The organism is Mucilaginibacter sp. UR6-11, assembly GCF_020880695.1.
GTDB lineage: Bacteria > Bacteroidota > Bacteroidia > Sphingobacteriales > Sphingobacteriaceae > Mucilaginibacter.
The window spans coordinates 581,395-600,068 of sequence record NZ_JAJIWO010000001.1; the positions used below are offsets into that span (position 1 = coordinate 581,395).

Here is an 18,674-nt window from a genome sequence, read left to right on the forward strand (position 1 = left end):
TATAACTGATTCAATTATTCTCATGAAATTAAAACTCGCTTATTTAATTTTGGCGGGAGGCGTATGCCTTGCCGCCAGCGCTTTTGTTATTGATAACATAAAGCCCGGGCCACGCATAAAGTTTATCGACCCGGCAAATATGGACAAGTCCGTAAAGCCAGGCGATGATTTTTTCGAATATGCAAACGGAAACTGGATAAAAAGGCACCCTATTCCCGCAAAAGAAACCCGCTGGGGCGCTTTCAACATCCTGGCGCAGGAAAACACGGATCGTTTGGTAGGTATATTAAAAGAGGTTAGCACTGTACCCGGCCAGCCAAAAGGTAGCGTAAAACAACGCGTCGGCGATATGTTTGCCAGCGGCATGGATAGCCTGGCTATTGAAAGACGCGGTTATGAGCCTATAAAAGCTGACCTTGAACGCATTTCAAATATCAAAACCACGGATGATGTGGTAACCGAAATTACATATGAACGTACTCACGCCATTGCAGTACCCTTATTTACATTTGGTGTAGGGCCCGATTCAAAACATCCCAATGTTAATATAGCCAGCTTCTTCCAGGGGGGCACAACCCTGCCCGACCGGGATTATTATTTAAAGGACGATGCGCGCACCATCAAAATTCAAAATGCCTACAAGCAATATATTGTTAATTTATTCACTTTTACCGGCACTGATACCAAACAGGCGGTAAAAAATGCAGAAACCATTTTCGGCATCGAGGCAAAACTGGCTAAGGCACAATTAAGCCGTACCGACCTGCGCGATCCTAACAGAAGCTACCACAAGTTAGCGGTAATGGATTTCAGAAAACTTACGCCGCATTTTAACTGGGTTAAGTTAATGCCCGAAATGAAGGCTCCAGGCCAGGACAGCGTAATTGTTGGGCAGCCGGACTTTTTCAAGACAGAGGATGATCTTGTTGGCTCAACCACTGTTGATGACTGGAAAGTCTATTTAAGCTGGGGGATATTAAAAAATTCTGCAAACGCATTAAGCTCGCCATTTGTTAAGGCGTCGTTTGATTTTAGCAGTGTATTATCGGGCCAAAAAGTACAAACGCCCCGTAATGAGCGCATGGCATCATTAATTGATGGCAGCATGGGCGAATTATTGGGCCAGCTGTATGTTGAAAAATACTTCAAGCCTGCTGCAAAAACTTATATGATAAACCTGGTAAACAACCTTAAAGATGTTTTAGGCGACCGTATTAAACGCGTTGAGTGGATGAGCGACGAAACCAAGGCAAAAGCACTTAAAAAACTGGCGGCTTTTAGCGTTAAAATTGGTTATGCTGATAAATGGGAAGAGTACAAAGGCATTGTGATTGAGCGTAATGACTACGCCGGCAACTTAAGGCGCGTTGGTCAATGGAAATATAATTTCAATGTTAGCCAGTTAGGCAAACCCGTTGATAAAAAACGTTTCAATATGACACCTCCAACGGTAAATGCCAACTACAGCCCTACCAAAAACGAGATCACTTTCCCGGCTGGTATATTGCAGTTCCCCTTCTTTGATTTTGCTGCGGATGACGCGGTAAACTATGGTGGTATCGGCGCGGTAATCGGTCATGAAATGACCCACGGTTTTGATGACCAGGGCAGACAGTATGATGCCGACGGTTCATTACATAACTGGTGGAGCAAAGCTGACGCGGACAAATTCAAATCGCGTGCCGATAAGGTTGTTGAGCAATTTAACGGCTATACGGTAAATGATACCATCCATGTAAACGGCCGCTTAACCCTAGGCGAAAACCTGGCTGATTTGGGTGGCATAAACGTAGCCTATGAAGCATTCAAAAAAACCAAACAGGGCAAATCAACGGTAAAAATTGACGGCTTTACACCTGATCAGCGTTTCTTCCTTTCATTTGCGCAAGTATGGAGAGGATCGGCGCGGCCCGAAACAGCCGCCCAACTGGTGCTGGTTGATCCGCACTCGCCGGGACAATACCGTGCCTTTGCGGCCTTAACCAATGTTGATGCCTGGTACAAAGCATTTAATGTGCAACCCGGCGATAAGCTTTACAAAAAGCCCGGGGACAGAATAAAGGTTTGGTAAAACGCTGTTAGTGTTTCAAACCCATTTAAAGCCGGCGTATACAGCTTATGTACGCCGACTTTTTTATTAACTGCACAGCGCTTATTGATACGCGAACGTCTTCAATCAGTTTTAGGAATATCCGTCATCTGCGCTTAAATAATTATCTTTGTACCCAATGATCATTCATCAATTTTACGATAAGGGCCTGGCCCATGCGTCTTATGCAATTATACGGGATGCAAAAATGATAGTGATTGATCCTGCCCGCGATCCGCAGCATTACTATGACTTTGCAAAACTGCATGAAGCAACTATAACCGGCGTAATTGAAACACATCCGCACGCTGATTTTGTAAGCTCACATTTGGAGATCCACCAAACTACCGGCGCCGTTATTTATACCAGTAAATTGGTTGGGGCCGCTTATCCGCACGAAAGTTTTGACGACGGCGATATTATTCAATTAGCTGATATTAAGCTAAAAGCCCTGAATACCCCGGGCCATTCGCCCGATTCGATCTGCATATTGGTGCAGGATGAGGATGGATACGATAAAGCGTTATTTACGGGCGACACTTTATTTGTGGGTGATGTTGGCCGTCCGGATCTGCGGGAAAATGCCGGAAATATCACCGCCAAAAAAGAAGAGCTGGCACGACAGCTATTTCATTCGCTGCATCAAAAATTAATGTTGTTGCCCCATCATATTACGGTATACCCGGCACACGGGCCGGGATCGCTTTGCGGAAAAAACATAAGCCCGGATCTGCAGAGTACCATAGGCCGCGAGTTGCGCGAAAACTATGCCCTGCAAATCAGCGACGAAGAAGAATTTGTTGATATTATTACTACCGACCAGCCATTTGTACCGTACTATTTTACTTTTGATGTCGACCTGAATAAAAATGGCGCACCCGGATTATATGAAAGTATCAGCGCTATCGCCAAAACCGGGAACATTCAAAAAAACATACCGGTTATTGATACCCGTATCAAAGAAGAATTTAGAAAAGGGCATTTAAAAGGAGCGATTAACCTGCAGGATGGCGAGAAATTTGAAACCTGGTTAGGATCAATACTACAGCCACAGGAGCAATACTATTTAATTGCCGAAACCGATGACGACCTTAACCGTGTAATTGAAAAGGCTGCTAAAATTGGTTATGAGCAAAACATTAAAGCGGCTTTGTTACCAGGTGATAAGTTTGATGAAAAATCAGCTGCTATTAATCTGGCTGATTTTAAACAATCGCCCCAAAGCTACACTATTGTAGATGTGCGTAACCAGACTGAGATTAATGCCGGAAAGATTTTTAGCCAGGCATTATCCATTCCGCTGCCCGAGTTACGCGAACGTTTAAATGAGATCCCTTTAAATAAGCCCATTGTTGTACATTGTGCGGCTGGCTATCGCTCGGCTGCTGCTGCCAGCATTATTGCCGGCGAAATAAGTTCGGTGCCCGTGTATGACCTGAGCGACGCAATAGTTGAATTTGGAGTAAACCATTAATATGCTTGAACTTGTAAAAACCGCCGACGGCTCAAACACCCTATATAACCCGCAAGTTGGCGAGAATTATCATTCAAGACATGGGGCTTTGCAGGAAAGCCAGCACGTATTTTTACAGTCGGGCCTGCAATATTTTTTAGATACGCACCCTGCCAAAGCAGTATCTGTATTAGAAGTTGGCTTTGGCACCGGTCTCAATTTTTTGCTTACCGCCGATTATTGCACACAACAAAATATCAGTTTAACATATACCGGCATCGAGGCTTATCCGCTCAATGATGAGTTGGTAGCCGGTACCGGTTATGAGCAATATATCCCGGCCGGTTTGTGGGAAGCATTCCGGGCGAATTACCAGGCTGCACTGATAAATTCAACCCGGTTAAACCTTGCCTGCCAACTGCAAATCGCCAACAGCAAACTGCTGGATTTTAAATCAGCTATAAAATTTGATGTTATCTATTTTGATGCATTTGCCGCCATTCATCAACCCGAGATGTGGAATGAGGAAGCCATTGGCCATACTATCAGCTTTTTAAAAGAGGGGGGTGTGTTTGTTACCTATGCTATCACCGGTAATTTAAAACGCATGCTTAAAACCATGGGCCTGCAAATACAAAAAATACCGGGTGCGGCCGGCAAACGCGAAATGTTGAGAGCAACCAGGTAAATATGCAAATGGGCAGCTGCCTATCTCATAAACGACCAACCTGCCCATTAAAAAAATCCGCACATTTGCATATCCGCACATTTGCACATTTAAATAAAAACATATGCCTTTAACTGCGCCTGTTACCGCTGCCAATCCTGCTACCGCTTTTGAGCGTCTGCTTACCATTATGGACGACCTGCGTTTAAACTGCCCCTGGGACAAAAAACAGACACTTGAGAGCCTGAGACACCTTACCATTGAAGAAGTTTATGAACTGTCTGACGCTATTTTAAGCGCTGATATGCCAGAACTGAAGAAAGAATTAGGCGACGTTATGCTGCACCTGGTCTTTTACGCGAGGATCGCCTCGGAAGGCAACCATTTTAATATTACCGACGTACTGAACAGTATATGCGATAAATTAATTAACCGCCACCCGCACATCTATAGCGACGTGGAGGTTAATAATGAGGAAGACGTTAAGCGAAACTGGGAGCAGATAAAGCTGAAAGAAGGTAATAAATCTGTCCTGGGCGGCGTGCCTGCATCTTTACCGGCGTTGGTAAAAGCATCACGCATACAGGAAAAAGCACGAGGTGTAGGATTTGACTGGGAAGAGAAAACCCAGGTTTGGGCCAAGGTTGAAGAAGAACTGCAGGAGTTTAAAAATGAATTTAATGCCGAAGATGGCAGCGCGATAGACCAGGAAAAAGCCGAGAGCGAATTTGGCGACCTGCTGTTTTCTCTGATCAACTACGCAAGGTTTATCAATATTAACCCGGAGGATGCGCTGGAGAAAACGAACAGGAAGTTTATAAAACGTTTTCAATACCTGGAAAGTAAAGCGGCCGAAAATGGCCGGCAGTTGCATAATATGAGTCTCGCCGAAATGGATATCTTTTGGGAGGAGGCCAAAAAAGTAAAGTAATATTAATTTTAGGCGAGCGCGGCTCGACGCAGATCATGAAGAATAAACTGATTTATTTATCATTGCTGTCGTTGGTATTCATATCCGGCTGTATCAAAAGCTATCATGACCCCGATAGTGATCCCGTCAATAATAACTATCCCCTTGGCATTTTTACGGGCAAATTTATGCGGATCCATAAAAATACGCTAACCTCAAAATATGATACCGTAACTGCAAACTTAAAGCTGGTGCTGTCTACCAATACCGGCTACTCCGTATCCGGCGACACTACTGTATATCATGCCGGCAGCTATGGTAGTTTCAGCGAAGATTTTGTTAATATGGAATTTAATGATGTAACCTCACCGGTTAACTATACAACCAAAAAAACGCACCTTTCAGGTTACTATACCTATAAATATAACGGCTCTTATCTTGAGATTGTTAATGGCGTAAAATCTGATACGCTGATGTGTAGCTATCACCTTACTAAAATGAAATAAGACCTCCCAGTTATATCGTGATTAAATGAGGCTTATGCTAACAATGTTATTATCAGCTTTTATTTAATTTATTTAAAACGAATAGCCTTTACCGGCGATATTTTTGAAACCAGCATAGAGGGGACAATAAGCACCAGCAAACAAATAGCCATTGTGCCAATATTCAGGAATACAATATCGGCCCAGTTGGTTTGTATGGGCACAAAACTCATGTAATAAGACGATGCGTCCAATTTAAAGACATGTGTTTTATATTGGAGTATGCTCAGGCCCAGCCCCAATGCATTGCCGAATATCAGCCCCAAACCGATAATATAGGAGGCATTGTATAAAAATACTTTTTGGATGCTCCAGTTGGTAGCGCCCATTGCTTTTAATATGCCTATCATAGCGGTACGCTCCAATATCATAATTAACAATGCCGATATCATATTAATTACCGCCACCGCCAGCATCAGGATCAGCATAACCCGGGCGTTAATGTCCAACAGGGGCAGCCACTCAAATATCAGCGGAAAGTTTTCAAATACGGTAGTGAACTTAAGCCGCGGGGGTAAGTTATTATCTACAAAGTAGCCTACTTCATCTATCTTTTCAAAATCGGCTACTGTAAGCTGGTAACCGCCAATTTCGTCGGCTTTCCAGTTGTTTAACCGTTTAAGTAATGACAGGTCGCCTATAACATATATTTTATCAATATCCTCAATACTGGTGTCAAAAATGCCTACAACTTTAAAAGGTCGCCTGCGCATGGGTTGCTGCACAAAATACATCATCAGGTTATCGCCCAATTTAAGTTTTAACCTGTTAGCTGTAGTTTGCGATATCATTAACTGCCGTTTTGATTCGGTAGTGTCTTTAAAATTGATTACTGTGCCGGCAACCAGGTTGGCTCTTAAAAAATCCCAGCTATAGGTACTGTCAACCCCTTTAAGCACAACGCCTTCAATTTCATTGTGTGCCTTAATAATGCCCGGCTTGGTTGCAAAAGGCATAATGTGTAAAATAGCGCGGCTGCCTTTTACCTTGTTTACAAAAGTGTCGGCTTTAACAAACGGCGAGTTTTCATATGATCCGTTAAGGTCATATTTAACAACCTTGATATCGCCATCAAAACCACGCACTTTTTCAAGAATTTCGTTTTTAAAGCCCCGGATAATAGCCAGTGATAATATCATCACCCCCAACCCCAGTACAATGCCAACGATGGCTATACGCACAATCAGTTTTGAAAATGTGCGTTTAGATTTAAAGGATATACGGCCCGCTATAAAGGATGCAAAATTCAATGCAGTATGTTTTTTGTAACTTAGCAAATATGCAGTTTTACTGCTTAAAATGGTATTTTTAAATCAACGGATATTATAATTTATGATGAGGCCAAAATATTTTTCTTTACTAATACTGATCATATGCTTAATACCGTGTACATCAGTCACCTGCGCCAAACCGGGTAAACCTGCAAAACAAACCGGCGGCAAAATTACTAAAGACATAACACCTGGTGCCGACCAGACCAGGTTATATGTAAGCTACTTAAAAGGTAAAAACGCGGCGATGGTTGTTAACCAGACCTCGGTTATAGGCCCGCGCAAAGTTACCTGTGCCGATAGTTTGTTAAGTTTGGGCTTAAATATCAAAAAAATATTTGGTCCCGAGCACGGTTTCAGGGGCAATGCCAGTAATGGGGCAACTATTGATGATGCCGTTGACACGCGGACCGGGCTGCCGGTTATATCCCTTTACGGCAAACACTTTAAACCTACATCGGCCGACCTGCAAGGTATTGACGTGGTAATTTTTGATATACAGGATGTTGGCGTCCGCTTTTACACTTACATATCAACACTTCATTATGTAATGGAGGCCTGCGCCGAAAACAATATTGAGTTGTTGATATTGGACAGACCAAATCCAAACGGCGCTATAATTGACGGGCCGGTATTAGACACCGCCTATCGTTCGTTTGTGGGCATGCATCCTATACCTGTTTCGCATGGTATGACCATTGGCGAGTACGCACAAATGATAAACGGCGAAGGATGGCTAAAAAACGGGGTGCAATGCAAACTCAAAATCATTAAGGTTGCCAATTATAAACATTCAGCTGCGTATGTTTTGCCGGTTAATCCATCGCCCAATCTAAATACCGTTCAATCTGTTTTGCTATACCCAAGTATATGCTTATTTGAAGGCACTGCGCTTAGCCTGGGCCGGGGCACCATGCTTCCCTTTGTGCAAATTGGTCATCCATTGTTAAAAGGCAAATACAGGTATTCATTTACGCCGGTTAGCCTGGCAGGGATGAGTGAAGACCCACCGCAAAAAAACAAAATTTGTTATGGTATAGATTTAAGAAATTACGATACAAATACACTAAAAAAAAGTGGCCATATTAATTTAGCCTGGCTCATTGAGCTATACCGGGCGTTTCCGGATAAGGCCCACTTTTTTAATGCCTATTTTTTAAAATTAGCAGGCACAGAACAACTCAGGAAACAAATTGAAGCCGGTAAATCAGAAACAGAAATAAGACAAAGCTGGGCCGCCGGACTGACTAAATTTAAGGCAATGCGAAAAAAATATTTGTTATATCAATAAAATGCCCCGCTGCACATATCATTTAAACTTTTTTTGCTGATTGCACTTATTATAAGTATAACTGCCAGATAAAGTTGTTATATTATCACCTTGAAACCATACGGGTTGCCGCTAATAAATAGTAAACCCATAATGGCTTCATCACTTTTAAAATAAATTACGCTGATGAAAATTGTATTTATGGGCACGCCGCAATTTGCTGTGGCATCATTGGATGAACTGATTAAAGCCGGGTCAAATATCGTGGGCGTAGTTACCGCACCTGATAAACCGGCCGGCCGCGGGCAAAAGGTAAGTGAGTCTGCCGTAAAGCAATATGCAGCAGCTAATGGATTAAGGATACTTCAGCCCACTAACCTTAAAGACCCGGATTTTTTAGCCGAACTAAGATCATTAGACGCCGACCTGCAGGTAGTGGTAGCGTTCAGGATGTTACCTGAAGAGGTGTGGAACATGCCTGATAAAGGCACCATCAATTTACATGCCTCATTATTGCCTAATTACCGTGGGGCCGCGCCATTAAACTGGGTGCTGATAAACGGCGAAAAAGAGAGCGGTGTAACCACCTTTTTCCTGAAACATGAAATTGATACCGGCAACGTTTTGTTTACGGAAAAAGTAACGCTTACCGGCCACGAAACTGCCGGCGAACTCCATGACCGCCTGATGAACAAAGGCGCCGGTCTGTTGGTAAAAACTGTAAAGGCCGTTGAAAGCGGAAGGTATAACGAGCATCCTCAATCGTCATTGTTGGCAGAGGGTGCCGAGCCTAAAACCGCGCCCAAAATTTATAAAGACGACTGCAAAATAAACTGGAACCAGCCGGCTAAAAATATTTATAATTTTATACGTGGCCTAAGCCCTACCCCTGCTGCGTATACTGCATTAAATGGTAAGACATTTAAAATATATAAGGCAGAGCATCAGGACACCGAACCCGGCCTGCAACCCGGCGCTTTTTTAACCGACAATAAAACACATTTAAAATTTGCCGCACAGGATGGCTTTATTAGCGTTACGAACGTACAACTTGAAGGAAAGAAACGCATGGACATCGCAGAATTTTTGAGGGGCGTGAAATTATAAGCAGGATACGGCTTAGGGAGATTTTAACAGATAGACCTTAAAATTAAAATCGCCATCTTTCGATGGCGATTTTGATTCCTAATAAGCAATTTGGGGATAGTTAGGAGCTGTAATTTCATACCCCATGTAGTTAAAACCAGGGTAAGTTGAAGGCATATCTAAGCCGCATTGGCTACCTTCATTATCTCTAACAAAATACCAAATACCATCCTGGTAACCATTAGGATAGCCAAAGTCTTCGTTGTAGTATGCAGTTGTAGAAACCCAGTACCATGTACCAGCTTTCCAATAGGAACCATCACTTTCCTGTCCACAATAAACACTGCCATACATATCAGTCCAGGCTGCTTTGGCGCCTGTTTGCTGCTTATTCACCTCCGAAAAAAAAGAATACTGTAAGTTACATACCAGTGTTACTATCAAGGCAGAAACACCTATTATTTTAACTACTTTGTTCATAATTTTAATTTTAAGTTTAACTTGTATTTGTTATATAATTCACTGTTTTTAGTTTAATGTTTCCCCCAAAGGGGGTTACCATTTTTGCAGTTTAAATCCAACAGCGGTGTCATCCCACTGTGCACACTCACTTATAATTAATAAAGTTGGTGTCATGATTTGTTTATTATTTGTCATCAATTAACTACAATGTCTACGACAGATTCTTCGGTTTGAAATACATGAGTTTGTAGACTCCCTTTTTAGTCACTTTGTCATTGTTTTTTTTGGGTATCGGCGCTTCGGCAAACATCACAAAGCAGTCTTTATATTTTGCAACAACAGCGGCGTGCGAAAGCAGCTGCATACCGGTTTTAGATTTAAGCGCGGTATACTGCAAAACTTTTTTGCTTTTTTTTGAGTAAAATATATTTCGCGGATATTTTTTATTTTTAAAATCAAATCTTAACGTTATCCAGTCATCTGTTACAAAAAGTGAATTGTTTTCATAAATAATACCTGAAGCCTCCATCTTCTCGTAATAGGCATAAATATCTTTTGTAGGCCTGGCATTCATTAAGTCAGATGGCATCTGGTATTTACCCGGATAGTCAAGTTCATATTCCTGTGTGGGTTGCTCGGTTGTCAGGTTATAAATTTTGTTTTCCAGTATAGGAAAATAGTAAACCGAGTCGCGGTAAACATCCAGTTGGTGGGGCAATAAAATATTAGTGTATTTTAAATAGGGTATTGTGTAAAGTTTTTGTGCGTCAAATTTTAACCCCTTTCCGTTCTTCACATAAATACCAACGCTTCGTCTGTCAGCATTTCCATTTAAAAGCTTACTTACGTAAAAATTATTGGCCTTTACAAACTGGTATCCTAAGGACCTTGTAATGTTAAGATTTAGGGTATCTTTTATATTTCCATGATTGTCAAATCGAAAAATGCGCCCTGAGGTGCGATCCATTATTTCAATCAGTTTAGTCTTATCATCGTAGTAAGAGTCAGTAATGGTGTTAAAGTCGCCCCTTTTAAAATCTTTTAATGAATGCGATGGCTGGATCTTTTTTCTGAGTTTACCACTGCTGTCAAAAATAAAAACGGCTCCCTGCAATGCGTCTGAAATGACGATGTCGCTATCTGAAACAAAGCATGTGGCTATATCTGTAAGCGAAAAATTATTACCTCCTTTTAGCGTCACCGTTTTTATGGTATCCATCACATCTTCCACATATTTCTTCGATGTGTCTTCCAGATCTATTTTAATTTTCTCAGCCTTTTTACGGGCCGGGCCGGGCCTTGAACAATTTGTTAATGAAATAACCGCAATCAGAATTAAAATGTAATTTTTCATATCTAAACAGAATAGGTTTTACAACTGATTTGTCACTACGTCATAAGGCTTAGCAGCTATAGCATAAGCGTTGCTGAACGGTGCTACTTTTTATTTTTTTCTTCAAAATCATTTCTTTTGTTATACAGGTCATTCAGCTCTTTTTTTAAGGTATCACTGTCATGCCATACCTTACTTCGACGGTAGGTATAATTGCCCAGATAGCCCAGGTAAAACACCAGCGCTACAACGGTCAGGTTTCTGTATTTTACAGACCTTATAGCTATATCCAGGTAATAGGAAATCAAAAAAAACACTCCTATTGACGCGATGTAAGCATATCGGTCGGCCACCACGGCAAATCTGGAAATAGGCACTATGTGCAGAACAACAGCTAGGTGTATCACAAAAAAAATCATGGCGAATGCAACCCAACGCTTTTTCCAGAAGTCAAAAAGTGCGACAATTATTACTGGTAATAAAAAAGGATAAATCAAAAATCGTGAAGGAACCGGTGCCCCAACGGGGTTAGGAAATGGATAAATAAAATTCAGCCTGCTGGGTATCAAACATTTGGCAAAATATTCGGTAACAGAGTAACACGCAAAAATTAAATTTTGATGAAACGGATAGGTTTTCATTTGTGATAGCATACCTACGCCGTTAGATTTTTGTGACACCAACGTTATATAACAAAAAAACAAGGAGGTGAGGATAAAGGGTATCTTTTCTAACCAGACAGCCCGGTTTTTGAGGTTTCTTTTTAAAATATAATCAATTAACAGTAAGCAAGCCGGGAACGTTACCGCCTGTTCTTTTGCGCCAAATGATAAAGCAAACAATAAATAAACCGCTATCAGATAAATCACCTTTTTACTTTTTAAATAGCTGAAATAGGTATTTAGTCCCCATAAATAAAAAAAACTGTATAACAGAATTTTAGAAGCTGCCATCCAGGCTACCGCTTCAACCAAAAATGGATGTATCGCCATAATAAAGGCGGTAAAAAATGATATCGTCTGGATAGAACTATCCGTAAAGTTTTTACTGTACGTCAGCAGATTCCTTATAAAAAGATACGTCAGCACAACATTAAGCAAATGGACGATAAGGCTATAGGTATGAAACCAACCGGGCTCATATACTGACCCCGCAGCTGCATAGAGCAAAGTGTACGAAAGCTGAGCTATGGGAGAATACTGCCCATGATAATATTGTGTAAATATTTCACGCAGGTTATGCATTGTTAACCCATTTTCTGTATAAAAATTCACCACTACCCATTGGTCGTCCCAATGCATCTGGAACTGGTGAGAAAATACAGGATTATAGGCAAACACTATCGCAGCGGTAAATAACGATATAGATAAAAAAATCCATTGTTTGTTGGTTAGTGATAAATACGACGGTCTTCTTTTAGTTAGTGATTCTGCTATTGTATTCATAATGTGAAAATTTATTGACGTCAAATAATTATAGGCGCACAAAAATTCCTTACCAAAAGGTAAGGCATTACTGAACTAAGGCTTTACTGAACTGTGACACTTTTTCTAAATTGAAAATCAAAAGTTCCGTCTATAGGATAATAATAGGATCTGCGGCTACGGGAGTATCTGATTTCTGCACCTAACGATTTTAAAATTTCGATGTATTCGAACGCCGTGCGCTCGCTTACATTCATTTTCTTTGCTAGCTCACCAGGAGCCCCGGTTGATTTCCGCTTGATAAGCCCGTTAAGCTGCTCAAGCCTGTCAAAATAATACTTAGGCATGGCTTAGGTTTAAATGATAAAAAAATTCAGGGGCGGTCAATTAATCACTAAATTAAAAACAGTCACTGCAGTTTTTCTGCAGTGACTGTTTTTTTTTTGCAGTGACTGTTTTTCCGGGCTTGTTTACCGCCTGATAGGCTGCTATCAACAACACACATTTACTGTTGAAATGTGCCCATAAATTACATACTAATTGGTAAAATCTATTGAGAAGATGAATCGATTTTGATGTGGTTATCTGTAGCTTTTTAGGTAACCTAAAATTTTCGGGAAGGCCATAAGCGATAAAAAACGGCAATTATTTACTTTAAGTTAAGTTATGGACTATAACTTATTCAACTCGTCCATCAGCCCCTTGCTTACTTTATTAAAGTAACGTCTTATCCCATACCCCATAACGCACTGGATACCCCGGCTGGCATTGGTTAAAAAAACTTCGTCGGCTTCGTACAATATTTCAGGATTGATCTGCGCCTCGGTAACGGGGATATTATTTTTTTTGGCGAGGTTAATGATCACCTGCCGCATTACTCCTTCAACGCACCCCTCGCTTAAAGCAGGTGTATATAAATGGTTTTGGTACCATATAAATACATTGGCACTGCTGGCCTCACATAAAAATCCGTTTTGATTTAGTAAAAAAACTTCATCAAGGTTGTTTTGCGCCTTGTACAATCCCGCCATCACATAAGTAAGCGAGTTGCAGGTTTTTATATTCGACAGATAGTTTGAGGGCTTGGGCAAATCGGTAAAAATATCAACGATTAAACCTTTCTCATTTAAAAAGTACCTGGGCTCATCGGCCGGAGTAAACTCCAGGCAAAACCCGGCTTTATTTTGCGTCGGCGCATAAAAACCTCCCGAGTCACGATAAACAGTTAATCTTAAACGACCGTGTTTTGATTTATTGCGGATGGATAACTGCTCAGCTATCTCTTTCAAAAAGTAAGCGTCCATTTGCGAGTAGCCGTCAATTTTCAGGGCTTTCATACCACGCTGCAACCGATCGGCATGCATATCTGCAAACTTAAGCTGTCCTTTAAGCATCCGCATGCTTTCAAACAAACCATCGCCATATTTAAATGACCGGTTTGCTACCGGAAGCAGTTTGCTGTCTGCCGGTAGTATCTCTCCGTTAAAATTGATATAAAGAAGTGCCATGGTCAATTAATCGCTAATTTCACCATTTTGTGTTGCATTCATACCAACATATTTACGCCATTTCTGCAATACATTATCAAAATCCTGTGGCAGAGGCGCTTCAAAGTGAATATATTTTTTTGTTGACGGATGGGTAAAACCCAGTGTTTGCGCGTGCAGGGCCTGGCGCGGCATCAGCTCAAAACAATTCTCAACAAACTGTTTGTACTTGCTAAAAACGGTGCCTTTTAATACTTTATCGCCGCCATAAGTGGCGTCGCTAAATAACGGGTGCCCAATATGCTTCATATGTGCACGGATCTGGTGGGTGCGGCCGGTTTCAAGCTGGCACTCTATCAGGGTAACATAATTCATCCGCTCAAGCACCCGGTAATGCGTTACAGACCACTTACCTTTTTCTTCGTCATCATAGATTGACATTACCCGCCTGTCGTTCACGCTGCGGCCTATATAGCCCGTTACCGTTCCGTCCTGCTCCAGATCGCCCCAAACCAATGCAATGTATTTACGTGTTATGCTATGATCAAAAAATTGGCGTGCCAGGTAAGTCATTGACCGCTCGTTTTTACTGATTAATAACAATCCCGAAGTATCCTTATCAATCCGGTGCACCAACCCCGGCCGGCCGTCGTTGCCGGGCAATGTTGGCAATTGCTGAAAATGGTAAACCAGCGCGTTTACCAGGGTACCCGTATAATTATTGTACCCGGGATGCACCACCATGCCCGCTTCTTTATTTACTACCAGCACATCATCATCCTCATAAACAATGTTTATGGGAAGGTCTTCCGGATACACTTCAGTATCGCGCGGCGGATGCGGCAGCACCACTGATATCACATCAAGCGGTTTAACCCGGTAGCTGGCCTTTATTACTTTATCATTAACCAGCACATTGCCGGCATCTATGGCGTTTTGTATCCGGTTACGCGACGCGTTTTCAACACGGTACATCAAAAACTTATCAATGCGTAAAAGAGACTGGCCTTTATCAACAACTACCCGCAGGTGTTCATACAGATCCTGTTCATCCTGCTCTATTATATCCGGGTCTTGTATCATTGGCGCAAAAATAATTGTTTTTCCACTCAATTAATTATTATTAAATAATATAGCTAAATGGTTAGGATATTGATTATTACCAAATAGTTATTACTTTTATGGTCGAAACCTCATTATTAAACTTTATGAAAAAACTCTACACATTCATTACACTCGTAATTTTAACATCCGCAACCTTTAAGGCAAGCGCGCAGTCTGACAATGGCATATCCGACCTGTTTAAAGGCTCACCCGGCGATGTAAATAAGTTAATTAACGCTTACAGCAACCCGTTATTTAAAGGCTTTGGCAACAGCTTAAACGGCGGCTGGACCAATACTGCAAAAACGCAGAGCCTTTTACATTTTGTAGTCAGGGTGAGCGCTACTGCAAGTATGGTTCCTTCATCTGATAAGACCTTTGATATAAATTCATTAAATTTAGATAACATCAAACCTTCAGGTTCATCAATAGCACCAACGTTTGGCGGTGACAAAAACCTGAGCACAGGTATCGTTGTGTCTGATCCAAGTGCACCTAACGACCCTACCCGTAAGTATAACACCACTTTACCCAAAGGTGTAAGCCAGTATATCCCTGCACCACAAGTCCAGCTGACCATTGGCTTAATAAAAAGCACCGACTTTACAGTTAGGTTTATTCCTACCACCAAAATCACTAACGACGTAGGTTCTGTAGGTATGTTTGGCTTTGGCTTAAAACATAACTTTGCTAATGATTTTGGCGCTAAACACGTATTGCCATTTGACCTTGCCCTGGCCGTAGGGTACACACGCTTAAATTACACTAAACCACTAAGCGTACAACCTGATGCAGGCAGCACTGTTGGCGGGAACACCGACTTTACAAATCAAAGCCTGGAAGGTCATTTTAGCGGCTGGAATACGCAGATCATTTTGTCTAAAAAATTATTATTCTTTACGCCATTTGTTTCTGTTGGTTATTTAAGCAGCAAGACTGATGTTGGCTTAAAAGGCAACTTCCCGTTTGTTACTGGTGTAACCAATACCGGCAAACCTATTTATACTTCTTATGCTAACCCAATCTCTATCACTGGTTCGGCGGCAAGTGTAAACGGTGCCCGAGCTGATGTTGGTTTCCAGATGAGCCTCTTCTTCTTTAAATTATACGGATCATACAGCTTTGCAGCGTATCAATCAGTTAACGCTGGTATCGGTTTAGGCTTCTAATCAGCCTAATGCATCTTGACTTAGAGATATTTAGTCCCGTTCATCAAATTAAAAACAAATTATTTGATGAGCGGGGCTTATCAGTTTATATCAAACGCGATGACCTGATACATCCTGTCATATCAGGTAATAAATGGCGTAAGCTTAAATACCTGCTTAAAAAAGCGCAGTTTCAAAATAAAACTCACCTGGTAACTTTTGGCGGTGCATACTCCAACCACCTCCTGGCGACAGCCGCTGCTGCGGCCAGATTCGGTTTTAAAGCTAGCGGCATTGTCCGGGGCGAGGGGATAACTAACGATACCCTTTTTATGTGCCGCCTGCATGGCATGAATTTAATATTTACTGACAGAGACAGCTATCGGGAGAAACCAGGCCTGTTTAATAAATATTTTGGTGATGATGACCAGGCTTTTTTTATTGATGAAGGCGGAGCCTCGCCCGAGGCCGCCCGGGGGTGCAGCGAACTGGTCGACGAACTAACTGTACATTACGATCATATATTTTGCGCCAGCGGCACCGGTACCATGGCTGCCGGAATAGCTAACGGTCTTACACAGCACAAACTATCAACCCAATTAAACACCATACCTGTATTTAAAAACGGCAGCTTTATAGCCCATGAAATTGATCGTTTATTAACAGCTCCGGCAAATTACCGGCTGCACACCGATTACCATTTTGGCGGCTACGGAAAGGTGAATGACGACCTGATAGCATTTATCAAACAATTTATAGCACAAACCGGCATTTTAATAGATCCTGTCTACACCGGTAAAATGCTTTATGCTGTTTATGACCTCGCCGGTAAAGACTATTTTAAGCCCGGCAGCAAAATATTGGCCGTGCATAGCGGCGGTATCTGGGGTTTATTAGGGATGAAAGACAAGTTTATTTAACTGTACCCAAATAAATTTCAGTATAAAATACCGCTTTAAATAGTTTAAAGTTGGTTTTTACGCTGGCGGTTCAAAAACCGCTTAAATTATCATTTCAGAGGGTTTTTTAGTAAATTTGTTAAAAGCTTTTTTATTATGTATAACCTGTCTGTTGCTCCCGAAAATGTTATCGATTCCTTAAAAAAGCACGTGCTGGCTGATGGGTTCGATCTTACTTTTGACCTGGAAAAAAGTAACGGTGTACATATTTATGACTCAAAGAATAAACGTACGCTGCTTGATTTTTTCACCTGCTTTGCGTCGGTTCCGCTGGGTTACAATCATCCTAAGATGCTTAATGATGAGGGCTTTAAAAAAAACCTGATGCTGGCTGCATTAACCAATCCCTCAAACTCTGACATCTATACAACCCAATACGCTCAGTTTGTAGAGACATTTGAAAGAATCGGCATCCCTGCTTACCTTCCGCACGCATTCTTCATTTCGGGTGGTACACTGGCTATTGAGAACGCGCTTAAAACTGCAATGGACTGGAAAGTACAAAAGAATTTTGCCAGGGGCTATACCACCGAAAAAGGACAAAAAGTACTTCATTTTGAAAATGCTTTTCATGGCAGGTCTGGTTATACTTTAAGCCTTACCAATACTTTACCCGTTAAAACTAAATGGTATGCCCGGTTTGATTGGCCCCGGGTATCATTCCCGGCGATTAAATTTCCGGAAACTGAAAGCAGCCACACAGATCTTTTAAAAAGAGAAGCCCAATCCATAGCAGAAATAAAGAAAGCCTTTGCTGACAACAAAGATGAGATATGCGCCATAATTGTTGAACCCGTACAGGCCGAAGGCGGCGATAATCATGCCCGCAAAGAATTTATGGAGCAACTGAGAATACTGGCTGACGAAAATGAAGCGCTTTTGATTTATGACGAGGTGCAAACAGGTGTGGCTTTAAGCGGCAAATTTTGGTGCCATGAACATTTTGGCGAAAAGGCGCGGCCGGATATTATAGCTTTTGGTAAAAAAATGCAGGTGTGCGGTATACTGGCAGGCAGGCGCATTGATGAGGTAGAACACAACGTATTTAACGTTTCATCGCGCATCAACTCAACCTGGGGCGGCAGCCTGGTTGATATGGTACGTGCCTCAAAGATACTGGAGATCATTGAAGAGGATAGCCTGTGCGCAAAAGCAGCAGAAAACGGCCTTTATTTGCAGGAGCAGTTAGCCATTATAGCTCAAGCCACTCCGGCTATAACCAATATACGCGGCAAGGGCCTGCTTTCGGCATTTGATTTACCGGACAAAATCAAACGTGATACTTTTATACAGGAAGGCATAAAAAATAATGTCATGTTTTTGGGCTGCGGTAACAGCACTATCCGTTTCAGGCCGGCACTTATTATTGAAAAAAATAATATCGATGAAGGGTTACATATACTTCAAAAAATTGCGGGTAGGCTTTAGCCTGTAGTATTTTCGCTACAACAAACTGTTTTTTTAGC

At 41.7% G+C, this 18,674-nt stretch carries 17 protein-coding genes; 10 read left to right on the top strand and 7 right to left on the bottom strand.

The genetic code is table 11. The features are described 5' to 3' along the window. Nucleotides 1-22: 22 nt before the first annotated feature. From LJ658_RS02700 to LJ658_RS02720, 5 genes are all read left to right on the top strand, one after another. The gene (locus tag LJ658_RS02700; protein ID WP_230544913.1) at nucleotides 23-2,071 is read left to right on the top strand and encodes a M13 family metallopeptidase; all 2,049 of its coding nucleotides are present in this window, start codon (nucleotides 23-25) and stop codon (nucleotides 2,069-2,071) included. Nucleotides 2,072-2,228: 157 nt separating this feature from the next. Then, a complete protein-coding gene (locus tag LJ658_RS02705; protein ID WP_230544914.1) occupies nucleotides 2,229-3,563 on the top strand; it encodes an MBL fold metallo-hydrolase in 1,335 nt (444 codons plus the stop codon). 1 nt (nucleotide 3,564) lies between these two features. Beyond that, nucleotides 3,565-4,230: a tRNA (5-methylaminomethyl-2-thiouridine)(34)-methyltransferase MnmD gene (gene mnmD / locus LJ658_RS02710; protein ID WP_230544915.1), complete on the top strand. Its 666-nt coding sequence runs from the start codon at nucleotides 3,565-3,567 to the stop codon at nucleotides 4,228-4,230. A gap of 103 nt (nucleotides 4,231-4,333) precedes the next feature. Beyond that, a complete protein-coding gene (gene mazG, locus LJ658_RS02715) occupies nucleotides 4,334-5,140 on the top strand; it encodes a nucleoside triphosphate pyrophosphohydrolase (RefSeq protein ID WP_230544916.1) in 807 nt (268 codons plus the stop codon). Nucleotides 5,141-5,175: 35 nt separating this feature from the next. Continuing rightward, nucleotides 5,176-5,625, top strand: coding sequence for a hypothetical protein (locus LJ658_RS02720; protein WP_230544917.1), 450 nt, complete (start codon nucleotides 5,176-5,178; stop codon nucleotides 5,623-5,625). Nucleotides 5,626-5,693: 68 nt separating this feature from the next. Here LJ658_RS02720 and LJ658_RS02725 read toward each other — a convergent pair whose 3' ends face one another. After that, nucleotides 5,694-6,914 (bottom strand): FtsX-like permease family protein, encoded by a 1,221-nt coding sequence (locus LJ658_RS02725; protein WP_230544918.1) that lies wholly within the window; start codon nucleotides 6,912-6,914, stop codon nucleotides 5,694-5,696. 82 nt (nucleotides 6,915-6,996) lie between these two features. Between LJ658_RS02725 and LJ658_RS02730 the strand changes: the two genes are divergently transcribed. Then, entirely contained in the window at nucleotides 6,997-8,226 is a 1,230-nt protein-coding gene (locus LJ658_RS02730) for an exo-beta-N-acetylmuramidase NamZ domain-containing protein (RefSeq protein ID WP_230544919.1), read from the top strand. A 165-nt stretch (nucleotides 8,227-8,391) separates the two neighbouring features. After that, on the top strand, nucleotides 8,392-9,312 hold the full coding sequence (gene fmt / locus LJ658_RS02735) for a methionyl-tRNA formyltransferase (RefSeq protein WP_230544920.1): 921 nt from the start codon (nucleotides 8,392-8,394) through the stop codon (nucleotides 9,310-9,312). Between the two features lie 78 nt (nucleotides 9,313-9,390). On the opposite strand, the gene LJ658_RS02740 is transcribed toward fmt, so the two are convergent. The 6 genes from LJ658_RS02740 to LJ658_RS02765 form a co-directional block, all read right to left on the bottom strand. Further along, nucleotides 9,391-9,771 (bottom strand): hypothetical protein, encoded by a 381-nt coding sequence (locus LJ658_RS02740; RefSeq protein ID WP_230544921.1) that lies wholly within the window; start codon nucleotides 9,769-9,771, stop codon nucleotides 9,391-9,393. A gap of 193 nt (nucleotides 9,772-9,964) precedes the next feature. Then, a complete protein-coding gene (locus tag LJ658_RS02745) occupies nucleotides 9,965-11,107 on the bottom strand; it encodes a 6-bladed beta-propeller (RefSeq protein WP_230544922.1) in 1,143 nt (380 codons plus the stop codon). A gap of 83 nt (nucleotides 11,108-11,190) precedes the next feature. Continuing rightward, nucleotides 11,191-12,531 carry a hypothetical protein gene (locus tag LJ658_RS02750; protein ID WP_230544923.1) on the bottom strand — a complete coding sequence of 447 codons (1,341 nt, stop codon included), beginning with the start codon at nucleotides 12,529-12,531 and terminating at the stop codon, nucleotides 11,191-11,193. 83 nt (nucleotides 12,532-12,614) lie between these two features. Next, complete coding sequence (locus tag LJ658_RS02755) at nucleotides 12,615-12,857, bottom strand: HTH domain-containing protein (protein ID WP_230544924.1); 243 nt, start codon at nucleotides 12,855-12,857, stop codon at nucleotides 12,615-12,617. A 324-nt stretch (nucleotides 12,858-13,181) separates the two neighbouring features. Then, the gene (locus LJ658_RS02760) at nucleotides 13,182-14,018 is read right to left on the bottom strand and encodes an aminotransferase class IV (RefSeq protein ID WP_230544925.1); all 837 of its coding nucleotides are present in this window, start codon (nucleotides 14,016-14,018) and stop codon (nucleotides 13,182-13,184) included. A gap of 6 nt (nucleotides 14,019-14,024) precedes the next feature. Continuing rightward, nucleotides 14,025-15,080: an RluA family pseudouridine synthase gene (locus LJ658_RS02765; RefSeq protein WP_230544926.1), complete on the bottom strand. Its 1,056-nt coding sequence runs from the start codon at nucleotides 15,078-15,080 to the stop codon at nucleotides 14,025-14,027. Nucleotides 15,081-15,205: 125 nt separating this feature from the next. On the opposite strand from LJ658_RS02765, the gene LJ658_RS02770 reads away from it, so the two are divergent. The 3 genes from LJ658_RS02770 (at nucleotide 15,206) to lat (ending at nucleotide 18,636) form a co-directional block, all read left to right on the top strand. Next, nucleotides 15,206-16,270 (top strand): DUF6588 family protein, encoded by a 1,065-nt coding sequence (locus tag LJ658_RS02770; RefSeq protein WP_230544927.1) that lies wholly within the window; start codon nucleotides 15,206-15,208, stop codon nucleotides 16,268-16,270. An 8-nt stretch (nucleotides 16,271-16,278) separates the two neighbouring features. Further along, nucleotides 16,279-17,169, top strand: a complete 891-nt coding sequence (locus LJ658_RS02775; protein ID WP_230544928.1) for a 1-aminocyclopropane-1-carboxylate deaminase/D-cysteine desulfhydrase — start codon at nucleotides 16,279-16,281, stop codon at nucleotides 17,167-17,169. Between the two features lie 135 nt (nucleotides 17,170-17,304). After that, the gene (lat, locus tag LJ658_RS02780; RefSeq protein WP_230544929.1) at nucleotides 17,305-18,636 is read left to right on the top strand and encodes an L-lysine 6-transaminase; all 1,332 of its coding nucleotides are present in this window, start codon (nucleotides 17,305-17,307) and stop codon (nucleotides 18,634-18,636) included. The last annotated feature ends 38 nt before the right edge of the window (nucleotides 18,637-18,674 follow it).

Bases quoted from the DNA above. Each gene is read 5' to 3' on its own strand.
- LJ658_RS02700 (WP_230544913.1), top strand. From the start codon at position 23: ATGAAATTAAAACTCGCTTATTTAATTTTGGCGGGAGGCGTATGCCTT.
- LJ658_RS02705 (WP_230544914.1), top strand. From the start codon at position 2,229: ATGATCATTCATCAATTTTACGATAAGGGCCTGGCCCATGCGTCTTAT.
- mnmD (WP_230544915.1), top strand. From the start codon at position 3,565: ATGCTTGAACTTGTAAAAACCGCCGACGGCTCAAACACCCTATATAAC.
- mazG (WP_230544916.1), top strand. From the start codon at position 4,334: ATGCCTTTAACTGCGCCTGTTACCGCTGCCAATCCTGCTACCGCTTTT.
- LJ658_RS02720 (WP_230544917.1), top strand. From the start codon at position 5,176: ATGAAGAATAAACTGATTTATTTATCATTGCTGTCGTTGGTATTCATA.
- LJ658_RS02730 (WP_230544919.1), top strand. From the start codon at position 6,997: ATGATGAGGCCAAAATATTTTTCTTTACTAATACTGATCATATGCTTA.
- fmt (WP_230544920.1), top strand. From the start codon at position 8,392: ATGAAAATTGTATTTATGGGCACGCCGCAATTTGCTGTGGCATCATTG.
- LJ658_RS02740 (WP_230544921.1), bottom strand. From the start codon at position 9,771: ATGAACAAAGTAGTTAAAATAATAGGTGTTTCTGCCTTGATAGTAACA.
- LJ658_RS02745 (WP_230544922.1), bottom strand. From the start codon at position 11,107: ATGAAAAATTACATTTTAATTCTGATTGCGGTTATTTCATTAACAAAT.
- LJ658_RS02750 (WP_230544923.1), bottom strand. From the start codon at position 12,531: ATGAATACAATAGCAGAATCACTAACTAAAAGAAGACCGTCGTATTTA.
- LJ658_RS02755 (WP_230544924.1), bottom strand. From the start codon at position 12,857: ATGCCTAAGTATTATTTTGACAGGCTTGAGCAGCTTAACGGGCTTATC.
- LJ658_RS02760 (WP_230544925.1), bottom strand. From the start codon at position 14,018: ATGGCACTTCTTTATATCAATTTTAACGGAGAGATACTACCGGCAGAC.
- LJ658_RS02765 (WP_230544926.1), bottom strand. From the start codon at position 15,080: ATGATACAAGACCCGGATATAATAGAGCAGGATGAACAGGATCTGTAT.
- LJ658_RS02770 (WP_230544927.1), top strand. From the start codon at position 15,206: ATGAAAAAACTCTACACATTCATTACACTCGTAATTTTAACATCCGCA.
- LJ658_RS02775 (WP_230544928.1), top strand. From the start codon at position 16,279: ATGCATCTTGACTTAGAGATATTTAGTCCCGTTCATCAAATTAAAAAC.
- lat (WP_230544929.1), top strand. From the start codon at position 17,305: ATGTATAACCTGTCTGTTGCTCCCGAAAATGTTATCGATTCCTTAAAA.